The sequence below is a fragment of the Marinomonas sp. PE14-40 genome (assembly GCF_051623805.1).
In the GTDB taxonomy this organism is placed as follows: Bacteria; Pseudomonadota; Gammaproteobacteria; order Pseudomonadales; family Marinomonadaceae; genus Marinomonas.
Genome location: NZ_CP130700.1, coordinates 2,939,613 through 2,954,449, shown reverse-complemented (window position 1 = coordinate 2,954,449; position 14,837 = coordinate 2,939,613). Strand labels below are relative to the sequence as shown.

General features: G+C 35.5%; 13 protein-coding genes and 1 pseudogene. 9 read left to right on the top strand and 5 right to left on the bottom strand.

What is annotated here, in order from left to right:
• The first annotated feature begins 56 nt into the window (after positions 1 to 56).
• From Q0A08_RS13780 to Q0A08_RS13760, 5 genes and pseudogenes are all read left to right on the top strand, one after another.
• On the top strand, positions 57 to 1,478 hold the full coding sequence (locus Q0A08_RS13780) for an MBOAT family O-acyltransferase (protein WP_438462097.1): 1,422 nt from the start codon (positions 57 to 59) through the stop codon (positions 1,476 to 1,478).
• Between the two features lie 8 nt (positions 1,479 to 1,486).
• The gene (locus Q0A08_RS13775) at positions 1,487 to 2,647 is read left to right on the top strand and encodes a hypothetical protein (protein ID WP_438462096.1); all 1,161 of its coding nucleotides are present in this window, start codon (positions 1,487 to 1,489) and stop codon (positions 2,645 to 2,647) included.
• A gap of 176 nt (positions 2,648 to 2,823) precedes the next feature.
• Positions 2,824 to 4,728: an acyltransferase family protein gene (locus Q0A08_RS13770; protein ID WP_438462095.1), complete on the top strand. Its 1,905-nt coding sequence runs from the start codon at positions 2,824 to 2,826 to the stop codon at positions 4,726 to 4,728.
• A gap of 62 nt (positions 4,729 to 4,790) precedes the next feature.
• Positions 4,791 to 5,107: pseudogene (locus tag Q0A08_RS13765) on the top strand (FKBP-type peptidyl-prolyl cis-trans isomerase); the annotation flags it as partial.
• Positions 5,108 to 5,339: 232 nt separating this feature from the next.
• Positions 5,340 to 5,597 carry a GNAT family N-acetyltransferase gene (locus tag Q0A08_RS13760; RefSeq protein ID WP_438462094.1) on the top strand — a complete coding sequence of 86 codons (258 nt, stop codon included), beginning with the start codon at positions 5,340 to 5,342 and terminating at the stop codon, positions 5,595 to 5,597.
• 27 nt (positions 5,598 to 5,624) lie between these two features.
• On the opposite strand, the gene Q0A08_RS13755 is transcribed toward Q0A08_RS13760, so the two are convergent.
• Complete coding sequence (locus tag Q0A08_RS13755; RefSeq protein WP_438462093.1) at positions 5,625 to 6,518, bottom strand: response regulator; 894 nt, start codon at positions 6,516 to 6,518, stop codon at positions 5,625 to 5,627.
• A 232-nt stretch (positions 6,519 to 6,750) separates the two neighbouring features.
• Between Q0A08_RS13755 and Q0A08_RS13750 the strand changes: the two genes are divergently transcribed.
• Positions 6,751 to 7,398 (top strand): hypothetical protein, encoded by a 648-nt coding sequence (locus tag Q0A08_RS13750; protein ID WP_438462092.1) that lies wholly within the window; start codon positions 6,751 to 6,753, stop codon positions 7,396 to 7,398.
• Positions 7,399 to 7,410: 12 nt separating this feature from the next.
• Here the strand turns inward: Q0A08_RS13750 and Q0A08_RS13745 are convergent, their stop codons facing one another.
• Positions 7,411 to 7,668, bottom strand: a complete 258-nt coding sequence (locus Q0A08_RS13745) for a DUF3820 family protein (RefSeq protein WP_438462091.1) — start codon at positions 7,666 to 7,668, stop codon at positions 7,411 to 7,413.
• A 67-nt stretch (positions 7,669 to 7,735) separates the two neighbouring features.
• Positions 7,736 to 8,641, bottom strand: a complete 906-nt coding sequence (locus Q0A08_RS13740) for a LysR family transcriptional regulator (RefSeq protein ID WP_438462090.1) — start codon at positions 8,639 to 8,641, stop codon at positions 7,736 to 7,738.
• 169 nt (positions 8,642 to 8,810) lie between these two features.
• Here Q0A08_RS13740 and Q0A08_RS13735 point away from each other — a divergent pair, with 169 nt between their 5' ends.
• The 3 genes from Q0A08_RS13735 (at position 8,811) to Q0A08_RS13725 (ending at position 11,792) form a co-directional block, all read left to right on the top strand.
• Positions 8,811 to 9,926, top strand: a complete 1,116-nt coding sequence (locus tag Q0A08_RS13735; RefSeq protein WP_438462089.1) for an S-(hydroxymethyl)glutathione dehydrogenase/class III alcohol dehydrogenase — start codon at positions 8,811 to 8,813, stop codon at positions 9,924 to 9,926.
• A 70-nt stretch (positions 9,927 to 9,996) separates the two neighbouring features.
• A complete protein-coding gene (gene fghA, locus Q0A08_RS13730; RefSeq protein WP_438462088.1) occupies positions 9,997 to 10,836 on the top strand; it encodes an S-formylglutathione hydrolase in 840 nt (279 codons plus the stop codon).
• A 122-nt stretch (positions 10,837 to 10,958) separates the two neighbouring features.
• The gene (locus Q0A08_RS13725) at positions 10,959 to 11,792 is read left to right on the top strand and encodes an SDR family NAD(P)-dependent oxidoreductase (protein WP_438462087.1); all 834 of its coding nucleotides are present in this window, start codon (positions 10,959 to 10,961) and stop codon (positions 11,790 to 11,792) included.
• Here Q0A08_RS13725 and Q0A08_RS13720 read toward each other — a convergent pair.
• Together Q0A08_RS13720 and Q0A08_RS13715 are read right to left on the bottom strand one after the other, a co-directional pair.
• Positions 11,789 to 13,630: a LuxQ periplasmic sensor domain-containing protein gene (locus Q0A08_RS13720; protein WP_438462086.1), complete on the bottom strand. Its 1,842-nt coding sequence runs from the start codon at positions 13,628 to 13,630 to the stop codon at positions 11,789 to 11,791. The genes Q0A08_RS13725 and Q0A08_RS13720 overlap by 4 nt on opposite strands.
• Positions 13,631 to 13,650: 20 nt before the next feature.
• Positions 13,651 to 14,769 (bottom strand): substrate-binding domain-containing protein, encoded by a 1,119-nt coding sequence (locus Q0A08_RS13715; protein WP_438462085.1) that lies wholly within the window; start codon positions 14,767 to 14,769, stop codon positions 13,651 to 13,653.
• Positions 14,770 to 14,837 lie beyond the last annotated feature (68 nt).

The window sequence follows — 14,837 nt, the reverse complement described above, 5'->3', positions numbered from 1 at the left end:
ATCCTGACCAAATAAGCCTCTTTTGAGGCTTTATTTATAAATCAAAAGGTGATGTTTTGCTCTTTAATAGTTATGAATTTATACTGTTTTTTTTACCAAGTACCTTTTTAATTTATTTTTATTTTAATAAAAAAGGATTTCATTTCTGCTCAAAAATATTTTTAATTTTTGCCTCACTATTTTTTTACTCATGGTGGAATGTTTTATATTTGCCTATAATTATTGCTTCAATTGTAATAAATTTTTTTACTGGAAGGCTTTTGTGTAAAAAAAAATATAGTAGAGTAAATAAGAAGAGAGTTTTGATTTTAGGGGTTTCTTTCAATATTCTTTTGTTATCATATTTTAAATATATGGATTTTTTTATTTATAATATTAATGTCTTAGCTGAAGCTGATATAGAAGTTTTAAATATAGTATTACCTTTAGCAATATCGTTTTTCACATTTCAACAGATAGCATATTTGGTTGACTCTTATAGAAATAAAGTGAAAAACCATAAGTTCTATGAGTATTTTTTATTTGTTGTCTTTTTTCCTCAGTTAATTGCTGGTCCAATTGTTCATCATAGTGAAATGTTAGAGCAATTCGGGAACGTCAAAAATAGAATTATTAATTATAGAAATGTTTTTTTAGGGTTAATTGTTTTTTCTGTAGGATTGTTTAAGAAAGTTGTTGTAGCTGATAGTTTTTCTGTATGGGCTAATTTAGGTTTTGATAGTAATGAACCTTTAAGTTTAATAGAAGCGTGGAGCACTTCTTTATCCTATACCTTTCAATTATATTTTGATTTTTCAGGGTACTGCGATATGGCAATTGGTTGCGCTTTGTTATTTAATATTAAGTTACCAATTAATTTTAATTCACCATATAAAGCAATTAGTATTCAGGAATTTTGGAGAAGGTGGCATATTACATTGTCAAGTTTTTTAAGAGAGTATGTATATATTCCTTTAGGTGGAAATAGAGGTTCAAGAAATAGAACCTACATTAATCTTATTATTACTTTTTTAATCGGTGGTTTATGGCACGGCGCTGGCTGGAATTTCATTGTATGGGGAGGGCTTCATGGAATAGCTCTTTCTATCAACAAAATGTGGAGTTATAGCGGTGTGAAAATATGGAAATGGCTTTCATGGATAATTACTTTCAACTTTGTAAATGCAGCTTGGGTTTTTTTTCGTGCTGACAGTATAGATGATGCCTTAAAAATTCTTAGCGCTATGATCGGTTTAACTTCCATTGTAAATGAAAGTTCTGGAAGTTATGAATTAAATTTTGAGGTATTGCTTTCAATAGTTTTTTCATTTTCTTTTGTTTTGTTGTTTAGTAATATCAATAGAAAAGCATATGTATTAAAAGATAATAAAATTCCAATTCCGTTTTTTAATTCTTTTCTCTATGGGGTGTTGTTTTTTTATTCTTTTTTAATGTTGTTGCTAACTGATTATACAGAGTTTATATATTTCAATTTTTAGGTTTTTTTATGAAAGAAATAAAGTTGATAAAATTATTTTTTTTAACAGTTTTTGTTTTGTTTTTTATGGTTTTTATGGTTTTTTATATAATTGATCCATTGAAGATTTATCATAAGCCCTTGTTTTATTCTAAATATCTTCATTCTAATATGAGACTTCAGTCTTTAGGTATTATTAATAATTTTAGTTATGATTCATTGATATTAGGCACTAGTATGTTAGAGAACACATCTTCAAATAAAGCTTCTAAAGTTTTGGGAGGAGATTTTGTTAATATTTCAATGTCAGGAAGTGATTTTTATGAAAGATCTATTATATTAAAATATATTTTAAATAAGAAAGAAGTAAAAAAAGTATTATATTCTCTTGATTACAAGGGATTGATTTTTTCTAATAAAGGACATGATAAGTATGGGTTGGAGACATTTGATTACTTATATGATGAAAATCGGCTAAACGATTTCAAAGTATACTTAAATAATAAAGATTTCAAATGTATTTTTTTTAATTTTGAATATGATAAATGTTTTGGTAGAAAGGTTGATTTAGATAGACCAAATTCATGGTTTCAATATAAAAGTAATGCATCAAGGTTTGGAGGCTTAGATTCATGGGTGAAAGCAAAAGATAACCCACAAATTAAAGCTAACTTTAAGACTATTTTTGATTATACTAATAAAATAAAAAATGGTGAAGTTCTTATCGAAGATAACTTTATAGAAAAAACAGAAGAGTCTATAAAATATTTAAATGAAACGTTAATTTATTTTGCTAAAAAAAATCCAAGTGTTGAATTTATATTAATTATTCCTCCTTATTCAAGAGTTCAAAATGCTATTGATGCACAATATAAAAAAACTGTTTTTCTAAGATTGAAAGAAAATATAAAATATTTAGTTTTTAAAAGTAATGAATATAAAAATATTTCTATTTATGCATGGGGAAATAAAGATTTTCCTGATGATATCTCTAATTATAAAGATCTCGGTCATTACTCTCCGGATATAAATTCCAATATGCTATATTGGATAAAAAACAAAGAAGGGTTGTTGACAATAAATAACGTCAATGAATACCTTAAAGATTTTGAAAGAAAATCTTTAGCTTTTGATATGAATGATTTTTCAAATAAAATCAAATTGAAATTAGAAATTCATAAATATAATTGATTTTATTTTCTGACTTATAATTTTTTTATCTCGTACTAATAGAAACAAATTAGAACTATCTTTAAGTTTTTTATTTTAGATTATAAAGGTGACTTATTATTAATAAAGTGAACTCCTTCGAAACAAAAAAAATATTAAGACGAGTCGATGAAATCGACTTCCTTAGAGCTATAGCCGTGATATCTGTTATTTCAAATCATGTTTTTGGATTAAAGGGAGGGTTTATAGGTGTTGATATTTTTTTTGTTATATCTGGATATGTGATATCAATGTTATTATTTAAAAAGCTCTCTACTGATAGCTTTAGTTTAATTGAATTCTACCATCATAGGGTAGTTAGAATAATTCCTCCGTTGTTTTTTGTTTCTATATTTATATATGTCTCAATGAAAACTTTGTTGTGGGATATTGATGATTATGACTTTCTTAAAGAATCTTTTTATTACCAAGCTTTTTTTATGCAAAATTTTTTCTTTTCAGAAAGCTCTGCAAACTACTTTCAAGGATTGATAAGTGCAAAGTTTAATTTGCACTTATGGTCTTTAGCTGTAGAGGAGCAGTTTTATATACTATATCCTTTGGTTTTTGTAATAAGCTATAAGTATTGGGGAACTATATTTGTAAAAATATTATTGTTAATGTTTTTGGTTTCGTCATTGATTTTTATGATAAGTAGCAATCTAGATGCTGTAATCTATGAAAAAATTCTATATAACACTCAAAGATTAGAAGTGATGAATTTTGACGCTATTAGATACTATATGTTACCAAGTAGAATTTTTGAACTTCTGTTAGGTGGCGGAGCGTTTTTGATTACATTGCGAATTAATCAACTTATTGATAATAAAGTACTATATATTAAGTATAATATTATACCTCTTCTATCTTCTTTGTGTTTAATAGCTATAATGGCTTCAGTTTTTAGTATTGATGAAACAATGAAATGGCCAAGTGTAGTTACATTAATACCCATTTTAGCAACATCTGTTTTATTGATATTAATACATTTATTTGGCGGGGATGCGTTACCAATTACATCAAAAAATTTAGTTCTAAGTTTAATTGGAAAAGCAAGTTACTCTCTATATCTATGGCACTGGCCTATTTTAAGTGTTTTGATTTATATTAATAGCGACTTTGGTGAAAGTAAAGAGGACTATCTAATCTATTTTGCTATTGTTGCTGTTTTTACATCTCTTACTTACCTAGTTGTTGAGAAAAATAGAAATTTTATAAATAAAAAATATTCATTTATAATACTTATGGTGTTTATGGTGTTTATGATTTTTATTTCAAATGAAAATAGAAAAGAAGAGGATTTTCCTCATCAAATTAAAACTATTTTAGAAACAGGAAAGTATGCTTCTCCATGCGATGTTTGCGCAAGAGATGACAATAGAAGTAAAAAGTTTTTTGTTCTGTGGGGAGATAGCCATTCACAATCGCTAATTAAAACACTTGAACAAGTTTCAAAAAATCAAAATGTTAATATAATTCAAATACGTGGATCATTAAATGACAATCATGAAAAATTATTTGAAATGTCACATGATAAGAACTATATAGGTGTGATTTTGGCTTCTCGGTGGTCAATGTATGCTGTTGGATTTCCAAATGATGAGCCTGAAGAAACAGGAGAAAGATTTTTGACTTTGAATGGATCTAAAGCCAAAGACACAGTAGAAGCTTTATATTATTATAAAAAACATATGAACAGATTAGTGATGGGGTTATCTCACGCCCCAATTTTAATATTTAAGCAAGTGCCTCGTTACTCGTTTATGCCTGTAAAAGAGACAATTATTGATTTCTTAGGTTATAGGTTACGAGATCTTCCTGTAAAAAATATATCTGATTACAGGAAGGATAATGAAGTTGTAAATTCAATATTTTCAAATATAAAAAATAAAAACGTAGAGTTTATTGATCCTGCTGAAACGTTATGTAATGCAACAGAGTGTTTTTGGAAAGAAGAGTTTGATTTACTATATAAAGATGATGACCACTTATCTGTACTTGGTGCTGAAAAATTTATGTACCAATTAGAAGAATCTATACTTAAATTTAAAAATAGAAATTAATGATTATATTTATTATTCAATGAAAGTACTTATTTTAAAGCGTTATTGATTATATATTTTAATTCGAAGTAACGGTTGCTGCTGCGGATGCGGATGCTTATGGCGAACGTAAAAAGACCATCAGCAACAAGTGCCAATCAAACACTTACAAGGTGCTAAGCGTTGGAAAGCAGGTATGACTGCGATTGTTCAAACAGATAAAGGTCAACGCCAAGTAACAGTGGTTAAAGCTGGCCTTAAGCACGCAACAGTTGATTTAAACCACCCATTAGCAGGTAAGGATCTAACTTTTTCTGTTGAAGTGGTTGATGTTCGCGATGCGACAGAAGACGAGATTGCCCATGGTCATGCACACGGTGTAGGCGGACATCATCATTAAGTTGATGCATATCCTGACCAAATAAGCCTCTTTTGAGGCTTTTTTTATGTCTAAGGAACCTATTAATAAACGCAAAGTGACGCCTAGATTGACGTCTTTCTCCCATATACTTTAAAAGAGCAGACTGAGAAGAGGTGACTTAATCTTAGCTCCTTAAAGCAAAAGGTATGATTAAAAGGCGTTTGTGGATAAAGTGTACACTTACTCACAACCCTTAAAAAAGGCGATATTTATGCAACATGATGAAAATAACCAATGTTTTCGAATCGAACAAGAGGGTGAAATAGCTGTGCTTGAATATGCGTTTTTAGATAATCCTGCAAACTTAAAGCAGGTTATTGATTTTAAAAGCACTTTTGTTCCTCCTGGATTAAGAGGTAAAGGCATTGCTGAACAATTGGTCAGGGCTGGTTTAAGCTGGGCTAAAGAACAAGATTATCAAATTGTGGCGAGCTGTTGGTATGTGGAGAAGTTTTTAAAAAAGAGATGAAATTTAAGGTTTGTTAACACTTACAGCTCAGGCTGCAATAAGTGTGACGACAAAGGATTCAAAGCCTTTAATTTCGATAAGATAATCTTTTTTCTTTTCCTTTTTAGTACGGTAAAAGCCATCAATTTTGGTAAAAGGTTTAGTGATGAGATTAGATTTTTTAAACACTAACGACTCTATGCTTTCATTCGGCATAATAAATTTATCTAACACACGGAAGAAGTGATCACAGAGTAGCGCTCTATCTTGCTGACTATTCAATGCCCCTGGATGAAGGCTGGAAAATACCGTGCTAATTTGTTTTATGGCAGTTTGCTTCAGTATACAAATCGCTTTGACTTGATCTTTACCCATAGGCGTCATCATGCCGAGGAGGTATGGGTACTGTTGAGATTCATATTTTTCAAAGTTCTTTGTGGTTACCCTCACATCCCTAAAAAAGATTTCTGCCAACGCATCTTCTAATTCGGCTTCCCCTGGTAGGTTTAACGTATTTTTAGCAAGATTAACGTTTGCTTTTTGTGGTGGCATTTCAGGGGTGGCAAGTAGCGGCTTATCTGTCGGTAAAAACAACTTAATTTTTTGAAGTAGTTCTGTGTCATTAAAGGGTTTATTGATAATAAACTTAACCCCGCATTGTTTTACCTTTCTTAAGCGTGAGTCATCTGTTTCTGTGGTAATTAAGCCGACATTTAATTTAAGCATTTGCCTATTAATTTCGGTTAATAATTCTATGCCTGACATTTTTGGCATATGTAAATCAGATAACACAAGGTCTGGGTGCCAGTTTTCTAAAATGGCTAATGCTTGGATGCCTGAACTGGCTAACTTAGTTTCTAGGTTTTCTATATCGCCCTTTTCAAGTGCTCTTCGAATGATGAGTTGAACGGCTCTGCTGTCATCAATGATTAGTACTTTCAATATAATTACCTAAGAAAATTAAGAAATTGAATGGCTATATATCTATCTGGAAATCTTATTATAACTTGGTTTTTTCTATCATAAAGTGCATTTCGGGTGGAGTTTAGGCGCTTTATGTCAGCTTAATTGTACTTTCTTCTGTATTTAAGTGTACTCTATTGCTTACATCATTTGGGCATTTTATCCTTATGTTTTCTTTTGTAATACCTTAGACCTTACCGAGGAGAGATTTTTGACAGACACAATTTTAATCTTAATCCTTGAGGCTGCTGTCATATTAAGCTGTGGTCTGGTTTTGTATTGTCTATATATTATTAATGGTTTGAAAAGCGCGAATAAGATATTAGACGTTAATATTGAAGATAATGATAAAGAGATACAGTACCTTCAAGATGCCGCTGATCTTGGTACTAAAAGTGGCGCTAGTTTAGTCGCGACAGAAGAGTCTTTCGCCAAGTATCGTGGCCAGACTAAAATAATGATGCAAAAAATGAAGTCGCAAGATCAAGAAATTACTCAGCTTCAAAACCGCTTGAGTAAAGCTAATACGCAAAATGCGAATATAGTGAAACAGCTTCAAGCTGTGATGAAACAATCCCCTGAACTGGCTAAAAGCATAACGACACCATTAAAAGAGGTGTCTCAACAGCCTAGCGGAGAACAAAAAGTCCTGTCTGAATTGAAAAACCATAAAGTACGCTTAGAAGCAAAAACTAAGGTATTAGAGCAAAGATTGAGACAAACCATAGTGGAGAAGGACTTTATCGAGCAAAGGTTTGTTGAGTTTGCTGAGTCAGAAGATTTACCCCAAACTGACAGCTTAGGGTCTATTGATAAAAACGTGGGTTATCATGGTCGTGCTAACACGATAATGCAGTGAGTTTACTCGCTATCAAAACTTATATTTAGCTGGTGGTTTCTTCTTAGGTGTTTTAGGACCTTCTCTAAGAGGCTCAACTAAAGACTCAAGACCGTTAACTTTTACTTCTAAGGCAAGTTCTAACCAATCACCTAGTTTGCCTTCAGGCCAACCTTTATTCTTAAGCCAAATCAAATACTCTTCTGGTACATCAATAATCAACTTACCTTGATACTTGCCAAAAGGCATGGTCTCGCGTGCGATACGTATCAAATCTGTTTCTGAAATCATTGTTTTTTCTACCTTACTTTATTCAGCACTGTCTAATGGGCTGGATTCTAGCAGATGAAGTAATCTCTCATCCATTTATTGTTATAGGCGATTCGTTAGGTCCTGTGCGAAAAGAATCAATTAAATGATCACATAGTAGCTTTAATTTAGGGGATTGTTGGCGAGCTTTTGGATAAACCAGCCATACTCCCGTGTAGGGGTATTGATACTGACCTAATATAGGGATGAGCTCTCCGCTGGCAATGTATGAAGCCACATAATAATCGGGCAATTGGGCGATACCTAGCCCTTTAAGGGTGGCATCTAGCAATGCTGGGCCTGAGTTGCTGCGCCAGTTAGCATTGATTTTAACTTCTCGTTTTTGTTTGTCTTGCATGAAAGTCCAGACATCTTTAGAGCCCTGTAGGCATTGGTGTTTACTCAGTTCAGATAAGGTGTGTGGCATGCCATAACGAGCGATGTAGTGAGCAGAAGCACATACATGCTCGACTCTGTCACATAAGCGTCTAGCTAATAAACTAGAACTTTTTAATGTGCCCAACCGAATCGCCAAATCGTACCCTTCATCTATGAGGTCGACTTCACGGTTAGTTAGGTGAAGGTCTAATTGAATTTTTGGGTGAGTGAGTAAAAAATCGTTTACTCGAGGAGCAATAAAGCGTTCGCCAAAAGTGGTCGCGCAACTAATACGTAAATGACCGACAGGAGACTGATTTAAGCTGGTCACCATCTCTTCAGCGCTATCAATAGAGTCGAGTAATTGACTGCATTGCTGATAATAAAGAGAGCCTGCTTCACTGAGTCGAATACTTCTTGTCGTACGAAATAAGAGCGTTGAATCAAGGCGCTTCTCTAGTTGAGAGACTAAGCGGCTAATGTGCGACGCAGAGACATGCAATTTTTCGGCGGCCGCTGAAAAGCTACCTTGGCGTACTACCTCGACAAAGGCTTCTATTCCATCCCAATGTTTCATGTTCGTCTCTTTTGATTGTTGCTATATGGCAATAATAACTTACTTCTTGTGTCATTATCTTATTAATTAAATAGGGCTACACTCTGTATTAAGAAGTGACAGAAGTGCTTAGTTTAAAAGCCGCTTTTAGTGACTAATTTATTTAAATAGATAACCTTTTGGAGTTTACATGAAATCTCGTGCTGCAATTGCATGGCAAGCAGGCCAACCACTTGTTATTGATGAAATCGATGTTCAGGGTCCTAAAGCAGGTGAAGTACTTGTTCGTATGGTCGCAACTGGTGTATGCCACACGGATGCTTTTACTCTGTCTGGTGCGGATCCAGAGGGTATTTTTCCAAGTGTTTTAGGTCATGAAGGTGCGGGTGTTGTAGAAGAAGTGGGCGCAGGTGTAACAACACTAAAGCCAGGCGATCATGTTATCCCTCTTTACACAGCCGAATGTGGGAAGTGTAAGTTCTGTTTATCTGGTAAAACTAACTTGTGTCAGGCTGTACGTGCGACTCAAGGTAAAGGTCTTATGCCTGATGGCACTAGCCGTTTCAGTATTGGTGGCAAAACACTTTACCATTACATGGGAACCTCGACTTTCTCTGAGTACAGTGTTGTACCAGAAATCTCTTTGGCAAAAATCCATGTCGATGCGCCACTTGAGAAAGTTTGCCTATTAGGTTGTGGTATCACTACGGGTATTGGTGCTGTGTTAAATACCGCAAAAGTAGAGCCAGGCTCAACTGTTGCTGTATTCGGTCTTGGCGGCATTGGCCTTTCTGTTATCCAAGGTGCGCGCATGGCAAATGCTGGTCGTATCATTGCGATTGACACCAATGAGTCAAAATTTGAAATGGCTAAGCAGTTCGGCGCAACTGATTTTGTTAATCCAAAAGATTCCTCTGATCCTATTCAACAAGTGATTGTTGATATGACTGATGGCGGCGTAGATTACTCTTTTGAGTGTATCGGTAATGTGCAGGTTATGCGTCAAGCACTAGAGTGTTGTCATAAAGGTTGGGGTGAGTCTATTGTTATTGGTGTCGCGGGTGCCGGTGAAGAGATTGCCACACGTCCATTCCAGTTGGTAACAGGGCGAGTTTGGAAAGGGTCTGCTTTTGGTGGCGTTAAAGGCCGTAGCCAATTACCAGGTTATGTTGAGCAATATATGAAAGGCGAGATAGAAATTGATCCTTTCATTACTCACACTATGGGTCTTGAAGACATCAATCATGCGTTTGATTTAATGCATGAAGGTAAGAGTATTCGTTCTGTTATTTTATTTGATAAATAATGTATCTGCCCTGCCAATTTAAAGCAGGGCTTTGCTTTTTGTGGACTATTTTTGCTAAAAGGAAAATAACATGAGTCAACCAGAATTACTCTCTAGTACTAAGTCCTATGGTGGTTGGATAAAACGTTATCGCCATCAAAGTGAGTCGGTAAAAGGGGAAATGATTTTTGCTATTTATTTACCGCCTCAAGCAGAAACAAGTAAGGTGCCAGTACTTTATTGGTTATCTGGCCTGACTTGTAATGATGAGAACTTCATGCAGAAGTCCGGTGCACAGCGACTTGCGGCTAAATTAGGTCTAGCCATAGTGTGTCCAGATACTAGCCCTAGGGGTAGTGATTACCCTGGTGAACACGAAAGTTATGATTTTGGTAGTGCAGCAGGTTTTTACCTTAATGCCACTCAAGCGCCTTACGATCAAACTTATCATATGTATGATTACGTGGTATCTGAGCTACCACAGGTGATTGAATCTAATTTTCCAGTGACGGATAAGAAATCTATCAGTGGTCATTCTATGGGTGGTCATGGTGCTTTGATATGTGCCTTGAAGAACCCAGGTGCTTATCAGTCTGTGTCTGCTTTCGCACCTATTAGCAATCCGACTCAATGTCCTTGGGGTAAAAAAGCCTTTGCTGGTTACCTAGGGCACGATGAGAAGACGTGGGAAGAGTGGGATGCTTGTCTATTGATTAGCCAAGCGGAAGAAAAATTAGCTATCTTGGTTGATCAAGGTGATGCTGATAACTTCCTAGCTGAACAATTAAAGCCAGACGCTTTAGAGTTAGCTTGCGATGTGAATAATCATCCTCTGATGATGCGACATCAAGTGGGTTATGATCACAGCTACTTCTTTATTGCGAGCTTTATTGATGATCACCTTGAGCATCATGCTAAAGCATTAAGCTAGTTTATTTATTTAAACTGGAGTGTATCTAAAAGCCCTATCAGAACCTGATAGGGCTTTTTTATTTTGGCTTTTAGATAAGCTATTCAGGTAAGCTAGGGCCAACTTTTTTACTAAGGCTGGTCATGCAAAAATCAATTTTAATTACGGGTTGCTCTACTGGCATTGGTTTGTGTGCCGCTCAAACTTTGCAAGATAGAGGCTGGTTGGTCATTGCTTCTTGCCGTCGAATAGAAGATATAAGCAAGCTAGAGTCATTAGGCCTGCAACATGTGATTAAGCTGGATTTGTCTGACGATGCTTCAATTGAGTCAGGTTTTGAAAAAGCACTTGAAATAGCGGCTGGTCGACTTGATGCCGTCTTTAATAATGGTGCTTATGGACAACCTGGTGCGGTCGAAGACTTAACAACTCAGGCACTGCGCTTGCAGTTTGAAACGAATGTTTTTGGTACTCATGCACTGACTCGATTGGCCGTAACCCATATGCTCGCGCAAGGGCAGGGTCGTATTGTGCAAAATAGCTCTGTATTAGGTTTGGTCGCTATGCCTTTTAGAGGTGCCTATAACGCTTCTAAATTTGCTTTAGAAGGGTTAACGGATACATTAAGGCTAGAGCTGAAGGACACCCCAGTAAGTATTTCATTAATTGAGCCTGGCCCAATTGAAACGGCTTTTCGAGCCAATGCTTTAATTGCACTTAAAGAGAATGTGAATATCAAGGCAAGTCGACATAAAGAAGGTTATGAAGCGGCTATCAGCCGATTAAGTGCCTCGACATCAAACTCTAGTTTTACTTTGCCATCTGATGCTGTGGTTAAGAAACTGATCCATGCGCTTGAATCTAACAAACCAAAAGCAAGATACTTTGTTACTTTTCCTACCTACTTGATGGCGTTTTTAAAGCGTATTTTCCCCATTGCTTGGTTAGACGCTGTGTTAATAAAGGGTGGCGCTTAACTTATATTAAGCGCGGATGGTCTGGCTGGCCAAGTAAAGAGGATAGAGGTGCCTCTTTCATTGCTTAAAATAATGGTGAGCTTACCTTCATAAAGACGGGTAATCTTTTTCGCCATATTTAAGCCTATGCCGATATTCAACAATTGCGGTGTGTCGTTAAGCATTTCATTTGATTGAATTGCGGCTTGTAATGGGGCTGATATCCCAGGGCCATTGTCTGAAATCTTGAAGTGATAATAGCCTTCTTGCTCTTCTACTTCGATACTTACCTGTGCTTTCGCTGACGGATTATGCTTAAGCGCATTATCAATCAGGTGTCTCATGACTTGCTCAAATGGCGTACGGTAGGTGGTGAAAATTGGGAAGTCACCATTTAATATTAAGTTGTTTTCTTGGTCATGTTGAGCATTAGAAAATATGCTCTGACAAAGCTTCTTACTATCAACGGGTGCTAACTCGTGACCTTTTTTACCCACTTTAGAATAGCCAAGCATGCGTTCTAAAATGGCTTCCATGCTATTTACTCTTTGACTTAATAGCTGGATTTTATCACTGGCCTCAGGACGTAGCTTGTTACCTAATTCATGACTCAGCCATTGTGTTAACAGGCTAATTCCTCTTAGGGGCGACTTTAAATCATGAGAGGCAATGTAGGTAATATTGTCTAGTTCTTTATTGGATTGCTCTAGTTCTTTTATGTTTTGTTTTAGTTGTTTATTTAGATGGTTAAGCTCTTGTTTTTGCGTGCTGGAAGATTCAATTAACTGACTTAATGTGCCGCCTAACTCATCATATTCTTTAATCACACTTGTCTGTGTTTGCATGGCTTCGTTTTTATCTATGGCTTGTCGAGCCGCAGTAATAATTTGCATTAAAGGTCTTATTGCTATGCCGATGACTATCAACGAGGCAAAGATAGCAAAGGTGAAGAGTGCGATTAATAGAAAGCTTGCTTGATACTTGTATTCGGTATTTAAGGTGTCAAAAGAAGAGCTTGATAGCAGGGTAATAAACTCTAATTCTGACTCTAGGTTAGCAATCACAATAGGATAACGGCCAACAAAGTGATTTTTATAGGTGCTAAGTTGTGGTTTTAATTGTGCTAGTTCTTCATCTGTCTGAACGTTAGGTGTTAATAGCGCATTAACATGGTCTCTTATGATCAAGCTTCCCTTGGTACTTTCTGCAAGGATTTCATTATTATACCTTAAAGCTACACTGTCGATATCCACGTAACTTCTGGCTTGGTTAAGCATGGCTATACGCCCACTTAATACAATACCACCTGCTAAATAGCCTAAGATTTTGCCACTTTTAGGAGAAATTAACGTTTCTTTTTTAAATAAAACAACTTGCTGTTTACTTGCCATGTTCATGGGTACGAGACGCCATTTATACATGTTTGTTGGTGTTTGGCTTAGCTCATTTAAACTTTGTTCATCACTAAAAAAAGGTGAACTAGCATCATAAATCACCTGATTAGTGGCGTTCATAATAAAGAGCAACTCCATGCCTAAGTTAGGCTCTGAGTTATAAAGAGAATTAAGGTTTTGCATGATAGCTAATGAATCATTGTCTTCTAATGATTTTAAAAGCTGAAAGTTGACGGCTGAACTTTGTAATAAGAGCTGATTACGCTGTAGAACATTGTCAAAAAAGAGTTGTAAACTGGTATGCGTTTGACGAGTGAAGCTTGATACTTCTTTATCGATTATCGTATCAGCAATACGGGAAACAGAACGGACTTGGATCGCAGCTGCCGCCATAAACAAAATCAACATGATAGTTGAAATGGCAACAAATAAAGGTACTTTATAGAGAGAACGAACCTTGTTCATTAGTTTCTTCCTAATTCGGCTTATTTGTCATTGATACCAGAATAGCGAAACGCTTGTTGCTTTAGTGAATGAATTTTAGCAGGACTAGATTCTTTTGTTACAACGACATAATCACCACTATAAATAACCGGTACTTTTTCTTCTTCACCACCTAAATCTAGCTTAATAGCTTCTGCCATGGCAACGCCGTTGTCGTCATTCATGCGCATGACTGTCACATCTAATTCGCCTTTTTCTATGGCCGCAAGCTCAGCGCTGCCACCACCCCAGCCATTAACCAAAACTTTATTTTGTAAGCCTTTGTCTGAAATAGCATCACTGACACCTAGTGCAATATCGGTAGAACTTGCATAAATGAAACCAAGGTTGTTGTGCTCTTCAAGCAAATTTATCGCATTAGAATAGGCGTTCTTTCTAGTGGAGTCTGTGTAATAGCTGTTGACCAATTTATAATCAGAGTTTGCGCCAGTATATTGTACAAAGCTGTCTCCTCTTACTTGGCTAATATAGCCTTTAGGGAAGTGTAGTAAGCCATATTCATTGCTATTTAATAATTGATCTTGATACCAGTTTGAGAGAAGTTGCGTTCCTTTTACATGATCAAAACCAACATATAAGAAGGGTTGCTGATTATCCCAGTCTTTAATCGGGGTGGTGATATTTTGTAAAATAACTTTTGTTTTTTTATCGGAGATAAGGCGTTCTATGATGGATTTATGTTGCTTATTATACAAAGTGAGTATGAGGTAATCTGCCCCTGAGTTAACCGCAGTTAGAATTTCTTTCGCTTGCTCGTTAAGGGAGTTGTTATTTGTTGTTTGAGTTAAGAATGACTGTATCTCATAAGGAATATCGAGCTCTTTTAGACGAGCTTCAAAAGAACGTATACTTCTTAACCAGTAGTCTGAAATCTGATTGGCAGGGTAAACCACTGCAATTTTTACTGGCTTTAGGGGAGGGACTTTTAAAGGGATTGCTGGTTGACGCACTTGCTTAGAAAAAGACTGGCTAATTGTCTCTTGTCCAGGGTTCATTTCGATAAATTCGTCGACTAGCCAAAAGTCTCGTTCACTTGCCATGCTAAGTTGGCTGACTAACATTAAGCTAGCTAGGGTAAAAAAATACTTAAAGCAGTGCATTATAGGGTCCCTGTAACAATAATGAGTGTTTAGTAACGGCTAGTGAGTAAAATGTAAAACTCATTATG

Bases quoted from the DNA above. Each gene is read 5' to 3' on its own strand.
- Q0A08_RS13775 (WP_438462096.1), top strand. From the start codon at position 1,487: ATGAAAGAAATAAAGTTGATAAAATTATTTTTTTTAACAGTTTTTGTT.
- Q0A08_RS13760 (WP_438462094.1), top strand. From the start codon at position 5,340: ATGCAACATGATGAAAATAACCAATGTTTTCGAATCGAACAAGAGGGT.
- Q0A08_RS13745 (WP_438462091.1), bottom strand. From the start codon at position 7,668: ATGATTTCAGAAACAGATTTGATACGTATCGCACGCGAGACCATGCCT.
- Q0A08_RS13740 (WP_438462090.1), bottom strand. From the start codon at position 8,641: ATGAAACATTGGGATGGAATAGAAGCCTTTGTCGAGGTAGTACGCCAA.
- Q0A08_RS13735 (WP_438462089.1), top strand. From the start codon at position 8,811: ATGAAATCTCGTGCTGCAATTGCATGGCAAGCAGGCCAACCACTTGTT.
- fghA (WP_438462088.1), top strand. From the start codon at position 9,997: ATGAGTCAACCAGAATTACTCTCTAGTACTAAGTCCTATGGTGGTTGG.
- Q0A08_RS13725 (WP_438462087.1), top strand. From the start codon at position 10,959: ATGCAAAAATCAATTTTAATTACGGGTTGCTCTACTGGCATTGGTTTG.
- Q0A08_RS13720 (WP_438462086.1), bottom strand. From the start codon at position 13,630: ATGAACAAGGTTCGTTCTCTCTATAAAGTACCTTTATTTGTTGCCATT.
- Q0A08_RS13715 (WP_438462085.1), bottom strand. From the start codon at position 14,769: ATGCACTGCTTTAAGTATTTTTTTACCCTAGCTAGCTTAATGTTAGTC.